At 60.6% G+C, this 13,638-nt stretch carries 12 protein-coding genes, 1 tRNA gene and 2 pseudogenes; 8 read left to right on the forward strand and 7 right to left on the reverse strand.

Going from position 1 to position 13,638, the window contains the following annotated elements:
* Position 1: 1 nt before the first annotated feature.
* The 3 genes from VV867_RS03585 to pilB are packed head-to-tail and all read right to left on the reverse strand — an operon-like array spanning position 2 to position 3,799.
* Positions 2 to 874, reverse strand: a complete 873-nt coding sequence (locus tag VV867_RS03585) for a prepilin peptidase (RefSeq protein WP_328565635.1) — start codon at positions 872 to 874, stop codon at positions 2 to 4.
* Positions 875 to 2,092 (reverse strand): type II secretion system F family protein, encoded by a 1,218-nt coding sequence (locus tag VV867_RS03590; RefSeq protein WP_328565636.1) that lies wholly within the window; start codon positions 2,090 to 2,092, stop codon positions 875 to 877. It abuts the gene before it with no gap.
* 3 nt (positions 2,093 to 2,095) lie between these two features.
* On the reverse strand, positions 2,096 to 3,799 hold the full coding sequence (gene pilB, locus VV867_RS03595) for a type IV-A pilus assembly ATPase PilB (RefSeq protein ID WP_328565637.1): 1,704 nt from the start codon (positions 3,797 to 3,799) through the stop codon (positions 2,096 to 2,098).
* Positions 3,800 to 4,026: 227 nt separating this feature from the next.
* Between pilB and VV867_RS03600 the strand changes: the two genes are divergently transcribed.
* The 7 genes from VV867_RS03600 to VV867_RS03630 all read left to right on the forward strand — a co-directional run bounded on the left by VV867_RS03600 (position 4,027) and on the right by VV867_RS03630 (position 8,298).
* Positions 4,027 to 4,446: a pilin gene (locus VV867_RS03600; RefSeq protein ID WP_328565638.1), complete on the forward strand. Its 420-nt coding sequence runs from the start codon at positions 4,027 to 4,029 to the stop codon at positions 4,444 to 4,446.
* Positions 4,447 to 4,507: 61 nt separating this feature from the next.
* Positions 4,508 to 5,941: an O-antigen ligase family protein gene (locus tag VV867_RS03605; protein ID WP_328565639.1), complete on the forward strand. Its 1,434-nt coding sequence runs from the start codon at positions 4,508 to 4,510 to the stop codon at positions 5,939 to 5,941.
* 58 nt (positions 5,942 to 5,999) lie between these two features.
* Positions 6,000 to 6,075: transfer RNA gene (locus tag VV867_RS03610), tRNA-Thr, on the forward strand.
* A gap of 151 nt (positions 6,076 to 6,226) precedes the next feature.
* Complete coding sequence (locus tag VV867_RS03615; protein ID WP_328565640.1) at positions 6,227 to 7,300, forward strand: diguanylate cyclase; 1,074 nt, start codon at positions 6,227 to 6,229, stop codon at positions 7,298 to 7,300.
* An 11-nt stretch (positions 7,301 to 7,311) separates the two neighbouring features.
* Positions 7,312 to 7,587 carry a type II toxin-antitoxin system HicB family antitoxin gene (locus VV867_RS03620; protein WP_442964999.1) on the forward strand — a complete coding sequence of 92 codons (276 nt, stop codon included), beginning with the start codon at positions 7,312 to 7,314 and terminating at the stop codon, positions 7,585 to 7,587.
* A 154-nt stretch (positions 7,588 to 7,741) separates the two neighbouring features.
* On the forward strand, positions 7,742 to 7,969 hold the full coding sequence (locus VV867_RS03625; protein ID WP_074977519.1) for a DUF433 domain-containing protein: 228 nt from the start codon (positions 7,742 to 7,744) through the stop codon (positions 7,967 to 7,969).
* Positions 7,966 to 8,298 carry a DUF5615 family PIN-like protein gene (locus tag VV867_RS03630; protein ID WP_328565641.1) on the forward strand — a complete coding sequence of 111 codons (333 nt, stop codon included), beginning with the start codon at positions 7,966 to 7,968 and terminating at the stop codon, positions 8,296 to 8,298. Before VV867_RS03625 ends, VV867_RS03630 begins: the two co-directional genes overlap by 4 nt.
* A 12-nt stretch (positions 8,299 to 8,310) precedes the next feature.
* Here VV867_RS03630 and VV867_RS03635 read toward each other — a convergent pair.
* From VV867_RS03635 to nadC, 4 genes and pseudogenes are all read right to left on the reverse strand, one after another.
* Positions 8,311 to 8,547, reverse strand: a pseudogene (locus VV867_RS03635) (carboxylating nicotinate-nucleotide diphosphorylase); the annotation flags it as partial.
* Positions 8,523 to 9,196 (reverse strand): annotated as a pseudogene (locus VV867_RS03640) (HipA domain-containing protein); the annotation flags it as partial. The pseudogenes VV867_RS03635 and VV867_RS03640, both read right to left, overlap by 25 nt.
* Complete coding sequence (locus VV867_RS03645; RefSeq protein ID WP_089390530.1) at positions 9,196 to 9,447, reverse strand: helix-turn-helix transcriptional regulator; 252 nt, start codon at positions 9,445 to 9,447, stop codon at positions 9,196 to 9,198. The pseudogene VV867_RS03640 and the gene VV867_RS03645, both read right to left, overlap by 1 nt.
* A gap of 419 nt (positions 9,448 to 9,866) precedes the next feature.
* Positions 9,867 to 10,715 carry a carboxylating nicotinate-nucleotide diphosphorylase gene (nadC, locus tag VV867_RS03650; protein WP_328565642.1) on the reverse strand — a complete coding sequence of 283 codons (849 nt, stop codon included), beginning with the start codon at positions 10,713 to 10,715 and terminating at the stop codon, positions 9,867 to 9,869.
* 270 nt (positions 10,716 to 10,985) lie between these two features.
* Here nadC and VV867_RS03655 point away from each other — a divergent pair, with 270 nt between their 5' ends.
* Positions 10,986 to 13,268, forward strand: a complete 2,283-nt coding sequence (locus VV867_RS03655; protein ID WP_328565643.1) for a DUF1631 domain-containing protein — start codon at positions 10,986 to 10,988, stop codon at positions 13,266 to 13,268.
* The last annotated feature ends 370 nt before the right edge of the window (positions 13,269 to 13,638 follow it).

Genomic DNA, 13,638 nt, shown 5'->3' on the forward strand with positions numbered 1-13,638 from the left:
ATTACCGGAAGCCGGCGAACTGCAGATAGGTAGTGGTTATTTGATCACCCCAGAGCAGCGCAATCCAGCCGGCGATGGCCAGATAGGGCCCGAAGGGGATCGGCGTGCCGGTCTCGGCATTGCGCAGGCGCAGCAGAATGACCCCCAGCACGGCCCCGACCAGGGACGAGAACAGGATGGTCAGCGGCAACACCTGCCAACCGCCCCAGGCGCCGAGCATGGCCAGCAGCTTGAAGTCGCCATAGCCCATGCCTTCCTTGCCGGTCAGCAGCTTGAACAGCCAGTACACCGACCACAGGCTCAGGTAACCGAACACCGCCCCCCAGAGCGCATCGCCCAGGCTGGCGAAAAGCCCGAAGTAATTGACGATCAACCCCAGCCAGAGCAGCGGCAGGACCAGCGCATCCGGCAGCAACTGGTGGTCGACGTCGATCAGGCTCATGGCCAGCAGCCCCCAGGTCAGCAACAGCATGGCCCCGGCCTGCCAGGTAAAGCCGAAGTGCCAGGCAACGAAACCGGAGAGCAGGGCGGTGGCCAGCTCGACCAGCGGATAACGCGCACTGATCGGCGCCTTGCAGGCCGAGCACCTGCCGCGCAGGGCCAGGTAGCTGACCACGGGGATGTTCTCCCAGGCATGGATCTCATGGCCGCAATGCGGGCACTGGGAATTGGGCAGCACCAGGTTGTAGGTGGCCTTCTGCTCGGGCTGGGGCAGGGAAAGCGCATCCCGCGCCTGTTGTTGCCATTCGAGCTCCATCATCTTCGGCAGGCGGTGGATGACCACGTTGAGGAAGCTGCCAATCAGCAGGCCGAGGAGGGCGGCGCATAAAACAAAGGCCAGCGCGTGGCTGGCCAGGAAGTCGAGTACAGGCATTTAGACGACGTTGCCGAGTTGGAAGATAGGGAGATACATGGCGATGACCAAGCCGCCGACCAGTACACCAAGAACGGCCATGATCATCGGCTCCATCAGGGTGGTGAGATTGTCGACGGCGTTATCGACTTCTTCTTCGTAGTAGTTGGCTACTTTGTCCAACATGGCATCCAATGAGCCTGACTCTTCACCGATAGCAGCCATCTGTACAGCCATCGTAGGAAAGACCCCCGTGGTGCGCATGGAGAAGTTGAGCTGGGTGCCTGAAGAGACGTCTTGCTTGATCTTGTTCACCGCGTTGCGGAAGACGACGTTGCCAGTGGCGCCCGATACCGAATCCAAGGCTTCCACCAGAGGAACACCGGCAGCAAAGGTAGTAGACAGCGTGCGGGCGTAACGTGCGACAGCGGATTTGTAAACGATGCCGCCAACGATCGGTAGTTTTAAGATGCCACGGTCAACGGAGTCGCGAAAACTTTCTGATCGCTTATGGGCTTCTTTGAGGGCGAAGGCAATCACGAACAGCCCAATCAGAACGATGAACCACCACTCCTGCAAAACTTCGGATAGGCCAATAACCATCCGGGTGAAAGCGGGTAACTCTGCACCAAAGCTGGAAAAAACTGTTTGAAATTGGGGAACAACTTTAATCAGCAAGATCGCAGAGACAACGACTGCTACGATTATTACGGCAATGGGATAGGTCATCGCCTTTTTGATCTTGGCCTTGAGCGACTCAGTCTTTTCCTTGTAGGTTGCTACTCGGTCCAGCAGTGTCTCCAACGCGCCGGACTGCTCGCCTGCATCCACCAGATTGCAGTAAAGATCGTCGAAGTACTGGGGTTTCTTGCGTAGCGAGTTGGCTAGGCTGTTACCAGAGGCCACTTCCTGCTTAATATCCTCGACCAGCTTTCTCATATTGGGGTTGTCAAAGCCTTCGGCGATTATATCGAAGGACTGCAGCAGCGGGACTCCCGAGCCCATCATTGTGGCCATCTGCCGGGTGAACAGGGCGATGTCCATGGGTTTGATTCGCTTGCCCTTGCCCAACAGCGCAATGCCTTTCTTGCGTACCTTGGTCGGGTTGATACCTTGCTTGCGCAGTTGTGCCTTGACCAGCGCGGTGTTGGTACCGGAAAGCTCCCCTTTGACTTTCCCACCCTTGCGGTCCGTACCCTCCCAGGTAAAGACGCTCATTTTCACTGCTTTTTCCGCCATGGATTAATCCTTGGTCACGCGGTTGACTTCCTCGAGGCTGGTAATGCCTTGCATGGCCTTGAGCAGGCCCGAGGTGCGCAGGTCATTGAAGCCTTCTTTGCGGGCTTGCTCCGCGATCTGAATGGAGTTGCCTTCTTCCATAATAATCCGCTGCAGCGCCGGCGTGATTTTAACCACTTCATAAATACCCACGCGGCCTTTGTAGCCATTCTTGCAATTTTCACACCCCACTGGGGAGTACAGCTTGAAGCTGCCGATCTGGTCCTCGGGGAAACCCTCGTGAAGCAGGGTTTCGCGTGGGATATCGTGCTCCTTCTTGCAGTGGGTGCATAGCTTACGCGCCAAGCGCTGGGCGATGATCAGGTTGGTCGAGGTAGCCAGGTTGAAGGAGGCCACGCCCATGTTCAGCAGACGCGTGAGGGTTTCCGCGGCACTGTTGGTGTGCAGGGTGGACATCACCATATGGCCGGTCTGCGCGGCCTTGATGGCTATCTCGGCTGTTTCCAGGTCGCGGATCTCGCCAACCATGATCACGTCCGGGTCCTGGCGCAGGAAGGCGCGCAGCGCCTGGGCGAAGTCCATGCCCTGGCGGGGATTTACGTTGACCTGGTTGATGCCTTCCAAGTTAATCTCCACTGGGTCTTCGGCGGTGGAGATGTTGATATCCGGGGTGTTGAGAATATTCAGGCCGGTATAGAGGGAGACCGTCTTGCCTGAGCCGGTGGGGCCGGTCACAAGGATCATACCTTGCGGTTGCTTGAGGGCTTCCAGGTAGAGTTCCTTCTGGTTTTCCTCATAGCCCAAGGCGTCGATACCCATCTGCGCGCTGGCTGAATCGAGGATCCGCATCACGATCTTCTCACCCCACAGAGTGGGCAGTGTGTTGACGCGGAAATCGATGGACTTGTTCTTGGAGACGCGCATCTTGATGCGGCCGTCCTGGGGCTTGCGCCGTTCTGAAATATCCAGGCCAGCCATCACCTTGAGGCGCGCCGAGATACGGCTAGCCAGTTGGATAGGGGGCTTGGCCACCTCGTGCAGCATGCCATCGGTTCGGAAGCGCACGCGGTAGACCTTCTCGTAGGGCTCGAAATGCAGATCCGATGAGCCGCCCTTGATAGCGTCCAGCAGCATCTTGTTGACGAAGCGGACTACGGGAGCATCGTCGGCATCGCCTCCAATGCTTTCTTCCTTACGGTCGGCGTCACCGCTTTCTATATCCAGTCCGTCGAGATCGACGTCGGCCAGATCATCCAGGCCGCCAGAAGCACTCTCGAAGAGCTTTTCGATAGTGTCTCCGAGTTTGTCGTCCTCGACCAGGATCGCCTCGGTGGTCAGGCCGGTACTGAACTGGACATCGGTGATTGCTTGATGGTTCGTGGGATCCGATATGCCTACGAATAACTTGTTGCCACGCCGCCAGAGGGGAATAACGCGGTGCTGACGCACCAGTTTCTCGCTGACCAGTTCCTTTGGAATACCCTCCTTGTCGATGGCTCCCAGATCGCAAAAAGCGATACCAAACTGATCGGCAGCCAACTCAGTCAGGGGCCGGCTCTTCACCAACCTGTTCTGCACCAGGTAAGTCACCAGCGAGAGTTTGTTGCGTTGAGCCTGCTGCTGAGCCTGCTGGGCGCTTCTCTCGTCCAGTAGTTCGGCGATGACTAACTGGCGGGCTAGGCCGGATAGCACGACTTGATCGTTCATGGGGAGGCATTGTTCGAATTGAGATGGAAGGTCTTATAACGCACCGACTCGATGGTGCCAAATGGGCACCACTGATGTGCCATTTTTTGTCAGATCCTGCCCGTGGGTGTTTTCTTTTTCTGTAGGCATCGTCCTGATGTACGGGATTTGGGCTGTAGGAATTTGGCACGGCATGTGCTTGGTTTCTGACAGGTCGATAGACCTCTACCCATCTCAAGGAGAGTTTCATGAAGGCTCAAAAAGGTTTCACCCTTATCGAGTTGATGATCGTAGTAGCGATCATCGGTATCCTGGCTGCGATCGCGCTGCCTGCGTATCAGGACTATACTGTTCGCTCCCAGGCCGCTGCTGCCCTTGCTGAAATTACCCCCGGTAAAACTGCCTTTGAAGCTGCAGTGAACGAAGGGAAAACCCCTTCTGTGACCACGACTGCTGATGGCTACATTGGTGTTCCGGCGTCTACCACTTATTGCACCGTGGCTCTTACTGGCACTACTAAGATCCAGTGCACCACCAAGGGTGGTAATGCTGACAAATTCAACGGTAAAACTATTTCCTGGGACCGCAGCACCGAAGGTGTTTGGACCTGCTCTACCAACCTCGATGCTAAATACCGCCCGGGTAGCTGCGGTGCCGCTGGTAGCTGATATCGGTTGACTCGGAAGGCAAAAGCCCTGCATCTGCGGGGCTTTTTTTTGGAGTGTGAGAATGCTTGGCTTGTCGCCAAAATTTTTAGGTGGAGCAGCTTGTATTGTGCTCTTTATATTGCCTTTGATTAATATTTATCCTGATTTGTCATGGCACGATCAACAGCGAATTGGTCAAGTCGTTATTTTTTTCTTATCGGTTATTTGTTTTTGGATGTCCAGTGTTAGGCATGAAGATCATTGCTCCAGTATTTTCTTGTTGCTTATTTTCTGTCTGGCGTTTGCTTCATGCTTGCAGTCTGGTCAGGTGCTCTGGTCTTTTGTTGAGTTATCTTTGTTTTGGGGGGGCTATATTGTTGCGTGCTGTATTTGTGAGTGGAGGCTCCGTTATGGGGAGGCTGTTGATAGTGTTATATGGTGGTTGTTGGTTTCTATTGTCGTTGGTTTGCTTCTAAAGTTTTTCGTTTCCTATTTTTCTGCTGTGATGACCCATGGAAAGCTAATTATTTGGTTTCTCTTTGATGGCTTCAGTTGGCCACGCTTCCTTGGACAGTTTCAGACTCTATCCCTGCCGCTTCTAGCTGTTCCGCTGTTGGCGAACTGGCGGCGGCGGTATTGGTATTTTCTTCTCTGCTCTCTATGGTGGTTTTCAACTATAAGTGTTGGAACCCGTGCTAGTTGGCTGGGTATGGTTTGTGCGATCCTGCTCTTGCCGCTTTTTATCAAGCGTGGCTGGGTATTTTCCCTGTGCCAAGGGGGGGCAGTCGTCACGGGCTTGGGATTCTACGTCATTTTCTTCAAGCTGATACCCAATGCTCTTGGTTTGCAAGTTTCAGGTCTCGCTGAAGATCGACTGAATATGTCGCTATCTGGCCGAGAGTATTTATGGCAGCAGGCATGGAAAATGACGGTAGAACATCCATGGCTAGGCGCTGGACCGATGCAATATGCTGCGTTGGCCAATCCCTATGGAGCCCATCCGCATCAAGCAATACTTCAATGGACGTCGGAGTGGGGGAGTGTTTCGGCAATTCTGGTGGCACTTCTTCTGTTCCGTTTGATCTGGTTGTTGTATTCAAGATCAATAGGTTGGTTTGAGGAGCGAGACTCATCAGGGGCACTAAAGATCTGTCTACTTGCAAGCTTTATTGCTTCACTTGCCCATGCGATGTTTGATGGGTCTCTGGTTATGCCCTACACGCAGATCTGGTTGGCAGTTCTTATTGGCTGGGCTTGGGGGCTGGCGGTTAAGAATGAAACCATATTGTCAATCTCCAAGGCTTCTCTGAATGCTAGAAGGCTTTTCTCAATAGCCTTCTGTTGTATCTTGACTTTCGTGATTTTCAGGGATGTCCCAGGGATTATCGAGCGCAATAAAAGTGGCATGGTGTCGCAGACTTGTTGGGTCGAGCGCCCCAGGTTCTGGTCCGCCGGCATTATTAAAAAGCTTCCTGACTCGGAGTGCGCGTCTAGCTCTGGGCGGCGTTCAGGCTAGGTAATGGGGCTGGGGGTTGAACTTCTTTTTGTCGAAATGCTAGATTCGCCTCCCGCCCGCCGGTGTAGCTCAGTCGGTAGAGCAGCTCATTCGTAATGAGAAGGTCGGGGGTTCGATTCCTCTTACCGGCACCATCTCTGGCAAAGGCCCCGCTTCGGCGGGGCCTTTTGCTTTTTCGGCTCCCAAACCGCCGTACTTGCCGCTCAGGCGCTATCGAACTGCCATCATTCGCCGGACTATACTCCCGCTGCCCAGGGAGGTTTTCGGTGAGGAAGGGAGCGGTCTGTGAAGCAGTCGAGTGAGTCCGCCAGGTTCAGCCGTTCCTATGCCCAGCGCGTGCTTTTGCCGCGCGCGGTGGGTTTGGCCGTGGGGTTCTTCTGTGTCGCCGGGGTGCTCTGGGGGAAGGGGTATTCGGCGTGGCTGTGGGGGCTGCTGCTGTGGTTCTGCTACCTGTGGCCCCTGATGGCCTACCAGGTCACCTCGCGCTCGTCGCGGCCGAAGGAACTGGAGCGGCGTTTCGTGCTGTTCGATTCGCTGATGGGCGGGTTCTGGATCGCCACCATCCAGTTCAACGTGCTGCCCTCGGTGATGATGCTTTCCATGCTGGCGATGAACAACACGGCGGCGGGCGGGGCGCGGTTCGTGGTCCAGGGCTTCGTGTTGCAGTCGCTGGGCATGGTGCTGTCCGGCCTGTTGCTGGGCTTCGGTTTCTCGCCCGACACGTCCCAGGTCGAGTTGTACGCCTGTATTCCCATGCTGGTCATCCACCCCATGACCATCGGCCTGGTGCTCTACCGCCTGGCCATCCAGCTGTCGCGGCACAAGAAGGCGCTGCGGGACCTGAGCCGTACCGACAGCCTGACCCAGCTGTTCAACCGCGGCTACTGGAAGGAGCGCCTGCAGCAGGAGTTCGAGCACTGCCGGCAGGCGCAGCAGCAGGCCTCGCTGGCATTGATCGACGTCGATCACTTCAAGGCCACCAACGATAGCCACGGGCACGTGATCGGCGACCTGGTGCTGCGTCGCCTCAGCGAGTTCATGCGCAGCCATCTGCGGGCCGAGGACCTGGCCGGGCGCTACGGCGGCGACGAGTTCTGCGTGCTGTTGCCGCGGCTGGAGCCGGAGGCGGCGCGGGAGGTCCTGGGGCGGCTGTCCCGCGAACTGGCCGCGGAGGCCTGGGAGCGGGTGCCGGAGTTGCGCGTCAGCCTCAGCATCGGCATCGCCGGTTTCGATCCGGCCATGCCCGACGCCACCGAGTGGCTGCGCCGGGCGGACCAGGCGCTCTATGCGGCCAAGGGGCAGGGGCGCGACCGCATCGTCCTGGCTTCCGAACTGGACGCCGCGGCGCGCCTGGCCTAGAGGACAACTGCCTGTTCGGCAAGCTGCTCTTCATCCGTGCGCTGGTCAATTACGAAGGCGAGACAGTGAGCGAATTGCAGGCCGCCTTCCACGAGGCGGTGGACGACTACCTGGCCACCTGCCAGGAACAGGGGCGGGAGCCAGAGGTGCCCTGCAAGGGATCGTTCAATGTGCGGGTCGGCCATGACCTGCATCTGGCCGCGAGCGTGGCGGCCAACCGGCAGCGCATGAGCCTGAACGACCTTGCCCGGCAGGCGCTGAGCGAATATCTGCAGCACCATGGTTGAGGCGCCGAATACCCTCGAAGAGGCGCTTGCTGGATGAGCTATCGGCCTCGTGGCGCTGACCTGGCCCGTCGCGCCGCTACAGGCCAAGCTCGCTATGCGAGCCGAGGCGGATGATATAGTTGGATGACGTTACCCTTTCAACTGAGACAGAGCCATGGCGGATGAGTCGAGGATTACCCTGGAGCCCGGCAAGCGTGGCGGGAAACCCTGTGTGCGCGGGCTGCGGATAACAGTGGAGGATGTCTTGAGCTGGCTGGCCGCCGGAATGAGCCCGGAAGAAATCATCGCTGACTACCCGGAACTCGAGCGTGAAGACATTCTCGCTTGCCTGGCCTTCGCGGCGGCTCGCATGAAGCATTCGGCGTGGATCAAGGCGGCATGAAGCTGCTGCTGGACGAGAATCTTTCCCGGCGCATGTTGCCCTCCCTGGAAATGGACTTTCCCGGTTCTTCCCAGGTTGCCTTGCTCGGGCTCGAGCAGGTAAGTGATAGGCGGATATGGGAATACGCGAAACAGCACGACTACGTGATCGTCACCAAGGATGAGGACTTTCATGATTTGCAGGCAGCTTGGGGATATCCACCCAAGGTGATCCTGCTGGCGATGGGTAACGGTTCGAACCAGTCAATCGTCCAGGCCCTTTGCAATTCGGCAGAGCAATTGAAAAGGAGCCTGGAAGACGAGCGCATCGGCCTGGTGGAACTGATCTGACCCGCCGCGCCGTTACAGGCTCAGCCGCATGGACAGGTCCAGCGCCTTGACGTCCTTGGTCAGGGTACCGATGGAGATATAGTCCACGCCGGTCTCGGCGATGCCGCGCAGGGTGCTCTCGTTGATCCCGCCGGAGGCCTCCAGCTTGGCGCGGCCGGCGGTCAGGGCCTGGTTCGGTTCGTCCAGGTCTTCCACCTTGATTTCCACCGGCTTGCCCGGGCATAGCCGAAGGTCCTGGCGAAGGGTTCGGCGCTGTGTCGGATGGCGGCCACCACCTGGGGCGCTTGCTCGCAGAACCCGGGGTGGCTCGCCAGCACCTTTTCCACCGCTTGCAGTTGCGCGCGTATGACTTCGGCCGGCCGGGCCACATCACATACCCTGGCAAGGTCCAGAAGCCCTTGCCTCGACGCGAACAGCGACTTGTTGCCGGCAAGGTCCAGGGCAAGCACGTCCTCTGGGATATAGGCAGTGGTATTGACGATGTCATAGGCCGGCGCCTGCCGCGCGTCGCCTTGTGTTGGATCTGAATAGAGCAGACCGAAATTCTTCAAGTGTGCGTCGCCATTGCCGACGATGCAGCTCAGGGACACGATGCCGAAAAACTGTTCCAGGGAGGCCGGCACATGCTCGGGAGGACAGAACAGTCGGATGGCCTTGGCAATGGCCGCTTGGCCAGGCGGTTGCGCAGTTGTTCCAGGACATAGCCTTCGGGCAGGTTCATCTGGAAAATCGGGTGCAGCTCGCGATGGCGATACTCTTCCTGGCGCACAGGCATGAGCAGGCTGACCGCGGCTCGCGCATTCGTCCCTTCCTGATAGCGAAACAGGTAGTCATCCGCGCTACTGAAGAGCCTTCCGCTCGGACCTTCTGGCGTTGAAACCTTCAGCGTCACCGGCATCAGTCGAACACTCCCTGGATTTCCTCCAGCGTAGGTCTCGCTGCCGGTACGAGCGCGAACTCGCAGTCCAGGGCGCCGAGGATGCGGGCATAGGCCATCATGGCGACCGACAGGCTGCCTTTCTCGGCGGCGATGATCTTTTGTCGGGTGAGCCCGGCCATGGAGGCAAGCTTGGCCTGGGTCAGCCCGCGATTCAGGCGCCTTTGTCGAATCTGCTCACCCAGGCGGGTTGAGATGAGGGAATAGTCCATGTTCTGAATACGTGACAAGGCATGTGTTATGTAACGTATACGGAACCTGCTGGAAAGGCAAAACCCTGGGTCGCCTACGCCGCCCCACTCGCACCATTCCCTTGTAGGAGGGCGCCCCTGCGCGCGAATCGCGGGCAGGGCCCGCTCCTACAGGTAGCCGGGAAGCACGGTATTCCTCCCCCGTAGGACCTTGTCCGCGATGACCGGGCATATGGGCGCGATTCGCGGATGAGATCCGCTCCTACGCTGCCCCACCCACGCCATTCCCTTGTAGGAGCGCGCCCTGCGCGCGAAATCGCGGGCAGGGCCCGCTTGTGGCTTCGCTGGGAGGGGCGCGGGTTCTCATGCCAAACCCGCAATGCCGTTCCCCTTCCTGGTGGCCCGTCGGCCTGGTGGAGCTGATCTGACCCGCGGCGCCGTTACAGGCTCAACCGCATCGACAGGTCCAGCGCCCTGACGTCCTTGGTCAGGGTGCCGATGGAGATGTAGTCCACGCCGGTCTCGGCGATGCCGCGCAGGGTGCTCTCGTTGATCCCGCCGGAGGCCTCCAGCTTGGCGCGGCCGGCGGTCACCTGCACGGCGGTGCGCATGTCCTCCAGGCTCAGCTCGTCGAGCATGATGATGTCGGCGCCGGCGGCCAGCGCCTGGTTCAGTTCGTCCAGGTCCTCCACCTCGATCTCCACCGGCTTGCCCGGGGCGATGCGCCGGGCCTCGGCGATGGCCTGGGCGATGCCGCCGCAGGCGGCGATGTGGTTTTCCTTGATCAGGAAGGCGTCGTACAGGCCGATGCGGTGGTTGTGGCAGCCGCCGCAGGTGATCGCGTACTTCTGCGCCAGGCGCAGGCCGGGCAGGGTCTTGCGGGTGTCCAGCAGCTTGACGCCGGTGCCTTCCACCAGGTCCGCATAGTGGCGCGCGCGGGTGGCGGTGCCGGAGAGCAGCTGGAAGAAGTTCAAGGCGCTGCGCTCGCCGCTGAGCAGGGCGCGGGCCGGGCCCTGCAGGCTGAACAGCGTCTGGTCGGCGCTGACCCGCTCGCCGTCGCGCACCTGCCATTGCACCTGCACGCGCGGGTCGATCTGCCGGAAGACTTCGTCGACCCAGGCGCAGCCGGCCACGGTGGCGTCCTCGCGGGTGATGACGCAGGCCTGGGCCTCGCGTTCGGCGGGGATCAGCTGCGCGGTGATGTCGCCGCTGCCGATGTCTTCGGCCAGGGCGGCGCGGACGTTGGCCTGGATTTCCCCGGTGAGGTCGGCAAGGGTGAGGTTCGGCATGGCGGGCTCCTGATTCGCGGTGGCGGGATTATACGGGGCGCGGCGGCGGCCGTGTGCATCCGCGGTGGCCGCCGGGAGTCGGACGAACGGTGGCTGTTCTTGTGTGAATTTCATCAAGAATGCCCGTGAAGGCTCTTGGTTGTAATCGGGGGTTCTCTATAATGAATAAGATGATTCTTATTTTTGACGCCATCTGATTGACGTTACGGACAACGCTCCCCCGAACATTGCCGTCGAAGCCCTGGCAGGCCCGTCGGCAGGAGACTTGCGATGCAGAACGACGCGAACGTAGTGCCGCTGAACAAGGCGGCCCAGGGCCAGTCGCCGACTGCTATCCCCGGGCGCCTGCCCGCGGCGCTGGTCAACGTCCGTGACAAGGCTTCGGTCCAGCTGCGCCAGGCCCTGCAGGTGCTGTTCGACAATGCCGACGACACCCTCTTCGAGATGGCCGACCGTGCCACCAGCAACGCCGAGCAGAGCGCCTTCTTCGAGGCCATGCGCGACCTGCGCCTGAAGCGCAAGGGCATCGAGCGCGGCTTCGTGCAGAAGTTCTTCGAGGGCTTCGCCAACCTCAACCAGTACCAGATCGGCAAGGCGCCCCAGCTGGACGCCGTCTCCTTCGACAACCTGTCGCTGGTACAGAACGACGAACTGGAAGAGACCGTGGCGATGGACGCCATGGTCGGCAAGGTGCTCAGCCGCGACGGCCTGGCCCTGGGCCACCTGACCACGCGCCTGAACACCCTGGTCAGCAACAAGGTCGAGGACAAGACCAACCCGCTCGGCCCGCGCCCGCTGTGCGAGGCCTTCCTCGAGGCCTGCCAGGGCCTGGGCGTGGAGATCAAGGTCAAGCTGATCGTCCTCAAGCTGTTCGAGAAGTACGTCCTTTCCGAGCTCGAGCAATTGTATGCCGAGGCCAACGAGATCCTCGTCGCCCACGGTGTGCTGCCCGAGTTGAAGTCCGCCCCCGCGCGCCGCGCGCCCCGTCCCGCCGCCGAGGCCCCGGCCAGTGGCGGCTACGCCGGTGCAGCCGCACAGGGCGCCGCCTCCGCTGCCTATCCGGATGCCGAGAGCCAGGAGGCCTTCGGCGTCCTGCAGGAGCTGATGTCCCAGGTCCGCGGCAGCCTGGCCGCGCGCCGCCAGGTGCCCGCCGACGCGGTGCCGATTTCCAGCAACGACCTGATGCGCCTGCTCTCGCACCTGCAGGACCACCTGCCGGCCCAGGGCATGGACGAGGTGGACGTGCGCCACCACCTGGACCACCTGCTCAACCGCGTCAGCCACAAGAGCGGGCGCTCGCGGGTGGTGGGGCAGGTCGACGAGGACGTCATCAACCTGGTGTCCATGCTCTTCGAGTTCATCCTCGACGACCGCAACCTGCCGGATTCGCTCAAGGCCCTGATCGGCCGCATGCAGATCCCGATGCTCAAGGTCGCGGTGCTGGACAAGACCTTCTTCAGCCGGGGCAACCATCCCGCCCGGCGCCTGCTCAACGAGATCGCCTCGGCGGCGCTCGGCTGGGCGGAACAGACCGACCTGCAGCGCGACAGCCTGTACCAGAAGATCGAGCAGGTGGTGATGCGCCTGCTGAACGACTTCGTCGACGACACGGCGATCTTCGGCGTGCTGCTGGAAGACTTCATCGCCTACACCGGCGACGAGCGCCGCCGCAGCGAACTGCTCGAACAGCGCACCCGCGATGCCGAGGAAGGCCGCGCCCGTGCAGACGCGGCCCGGCGCGAGGTGGCGCTGGTGCTCAACCAGCGGCTGTTCGGCCGTACCCTGCCCGAGGTGGTGGTGCGCCTGCTGCGCGAGGCCTGGAGCAAGGTCCTGCTGCTGACCTGCCTGAAGCACGGCAGCGATTCGCAACCCTGGCGCGACGCCGTGGCGACCATGGACGACCTGATCTGGAGCGTCGAGCCCCACGAGGACCCGGAGTCCCGCACGCGCCTGCTGGAAATGGTCCCGCAACTGCTCAAATCATTGCGCGAGGGCCTGACCAGCGCGGCCTTCGATCCATTCTCCACCGGCGAGTTCTTCAGCCGCCTGGAGAGCCTGCACGTGCAAGCCTTCCAGCGCTTCAAGCAGGCGCAGGAAGCGGCGGCCGACGACGACCTGCTGGATGGCATCCCGCTGCTCGACGAACCCGTCGAGGCGCCCTTGGCGCAGGCCGGCAGCCAGCCGGAGATGGTCGCGGTGGTGGAAGAGATCGTCCTGGCAACGCCTGACGAGGAGCGTGCGCCGGAGCCGGAAGAGTTGCTGGCGGACGACGACGAGTCGCTGCGCAAGGTCGACGAGCTGCGCGTGGGCAGCTGGGTGGAAATCCACGAGGATGCCGAGCACAAGCTGCGCTGCAAGCTGGCCGCGGTGATCAAGCCGACCGGCCGCTACATCTTCGTCAACCGTACCGGCATGAAGGTGCTGGAGAAGACCCGCATGGGCCTGGCCGTGGAATTCCGCCGCAATGCGGTGCGCCTGCTGGACGACGCCCTGCTGTTCGACCGTGCGCTGGAGTCGGTGATCGGCAATCTGCGGCGGTTGAAGAACGCCTGAGCCTTCCTCCCCAGGGAGCACGCTCCGTGCTCCCGGTACCCTCATTTATCGCGGACAAGGCTCCTACGCAGCAGAAGCACCATGCCTCACAACAAACTGTAGGAGCGGGCCCTGCCCGCGATTCGCGCGCAGGGCGCGCTCCTACATGGATGCGGTGTCGGGGCAATCCGTAGGAGCGGATCTCATCCGCGAATCGCGCCGATACCTCCGGTTATCGCGGACAAAGTTGCTCCTACACAGCGGAAACGCCCTGCCTCACAACAAACTGTAGGAGCGGGCCCTGCCCGCGAATCGCGCGCAGGGCGCGCTCCTACATGGATGCGGTGTCGGGGCAACCCGTAGGAGCGGATCTCATCCGCGAATCGCGCCG

Origin of the sequence: Pseudomonas sp. JH-2 (genome assembly GCF_036231725.1) — a bacterium.
In the GTDB taxonomy this organism is placed as follows: Bacteria; Pseudomonadota; Gammaproteobacteria; order Pseudomonadales; family Pseudomonadaceae; genus Pseudomonas; species Pseudomonas delhiensis.

Excerpts from the sequence above, each read along its gene's own strand:
- VV867_RS03590 (WP_328565636.1), bottom strand. The coding sequence starts at position 2,092 with ATGGCGGAAAAAGCAGTGAAAATGAGCGTCTTTACCTGGGAGGGTACG.
- VV867_RS03655 (WP_328565643.1), top strand. The coding sequence starts at position 10,986 with ATGCAGAACGACGCGAACGTAGTGCCGCTGAACAAGGCGGCCCAGGGC.
- VV867_RS03645 (WP_089390530.1), bottom strand. The coding sequence starts at position 9,447 with ATGGACTATTCCCTCATCTCAACCCGCCTGGGTGAGCAGATTCGACAA.
- VV867_RS03600 (WP_328565638.1), top strand. The coding sequence starts at position 4,027 with ATGAAGGCTCAAAAAGGTTTCACCCTTATCGAGTTGATGATCGTAGTA.
- pilB (WP_328565637.1), bottom strand. The coding sequence starts at position 3,799 with ATGAACGATCAAGTCGTGCTATCCGGCCTAGCCCGCCAGTTAGTCATC.
- VV867_RS03585 (WP_328565635.1), bottom strand. The coding sequence starts at position 874 with ATGCCTGTACTCGACTTCCTGGCCAGCCACGCGCTGGCCTTTGTTTTA.
- VV867_RS03625 (WP_074977519.1), top strand. The coding sequence starts at position 7,742 with ATGGCGGATGAGTCGAGGATTACCCTGGAGCCCGGCAAGCGTGGCGGG.
- nadC (WP_328565642.1), bottom strand. The coding sequence starts at position 10,715 with ATGCCGAACCTCACCCTTGCCGACCTCACCGGGGAAATCCAGGCCAAC.
- VV867_RS03630 (WP_328565641.1), top strand. The coding sequence starts at position 7,966 with ATGAAGCTGCTGCTGGACGAGAATCTTTCCCGGCGCATGTTGCCCTCC.
- VV867_RS03605 (WP_328565639.1), top strand. The coding sequence starts at position 4,508 with ATGCTTGGCTTGTCGCCAAAATTTTTAGGTGGAGCAGCTTGTATTGTG.